The sequence below is a fragment of the Micromonospora sp. DT43 genome (assembly GCF_049841645.1).
In the GTDB taxonomy this organism is placed as follows: Bacteria; Actinomycetota; Actinomycetes; order Mycobacteriales; family Micromonosporaceae; genus Micromonospora.
Map to the genome: position 1 here is coordinate 1 of NZ_JBNCKR010000034.1, position 1,036 is coordinate 1,036.

Annotated in this window: 1 protein-coding gene; it reads right to left on the minus strand. The window is 68.4% G+C overall.

The genetic code is table 11. The features are described 5' to 3' along the window. Positions 1–11: 11 nt before the first annotated feature. The gene (locus ACLQ26_RS33010) at positions 12–914 is read right to left on the minus strand and encodes an IS5 family transposase (protein WP_425748274.1); all 903 of its coding nucleotides are present in this window, start codon (positions 912–914) and stop codon (positions 12–14) included. Between the last annotated feature and the right edge of the window lie 122 nt (positions 915–1,036).

Below are 1,036 nucleotides of genomic sequence, written 5' to 3' on the forward strand. Positions count from 1 at the left end.
TAGCCCGTGTTTCATAAGGCTCGGAGGTACTGGTTGATGGCGGCGATGGTCAGGGTGGCTTCGTAGCGGACGGCCAGTTTGTCGTAGCGGGTGGCCATGGCGCGGTGTTGCTTGAGCTGGTTGATGCCGCACTCCACGGCGTGGCGCCGGCGGTAGGTCTCGGGGTTGAAGGCGGGTGGTCGGCCGCCGCGGGAGCCTTTCGCGAGGCGGTGGGCGTCTTGGTCGCTCTTGCTCGGGATGCAGGCCTTGATTCCGCGTCGGCGCAGGTAGGCGCGGTTGGCCCTGGACGTGTAGGCCCGGTCTGCCAGGACCTGCTGGGGGCGGGTCCGGGGCCGGCCGGGCCCGGACCGGGTGACGCGGATGCGGTCGAGGACCGTGGTGAATTGCGGGCTGTCGCCGCGATGCCCGGCCGTGACGACGGTGGCCAGGACCTTGCGGCCCTGTTCGCAGGCGAGGTGAGTCTTGGTGGTCCATCCGCCTCGCGAGCGGCCCAGTGCGTGATCGGCAGGCTCGGTGAGGATCCCGCCGGGTGGTTCTTTCTGCTGGTCACCGTCACGGCGGGCGCCGGCGGCGTGTTGATGGGCGCGGCTGATCGTGGAGTCGACGCTGACGGTCCAGTCGATGCGCCCGGCAGTGTCGGCGGCGGCTTGGAGCCCGGCCAGGATGCGGGCCCAGGTGCCGTCACGTTGCCAGCGGCGGAACCATCGGTACAGCGTTTGCCATGGGGCGTAGTTCGCGGGCACGTCACGCCATGGGGCACCGGTGCGTGCCCGCCACCGTATGCCGTCGATGATCTGTCGTTTGGTCCACGTGCACGGTCTTCCCCGCGAGGATTCCGCAGGCAGCAACGGGTGCAGGTGCTGCCACTGGATGTCGCTCAGGTCATGCCGCGCCGCCGCCGCTAGGCTGGCCACGAGGTCTCCGGTATTCAGGTTTGCTTGGTCGCTAACCCACTTACCGGAGACCTCTTCAGTTATCGATCATCGCCACGCCGTGACCTCACCAGGCCCACGCCCACTTACGAAACACGGGCTAG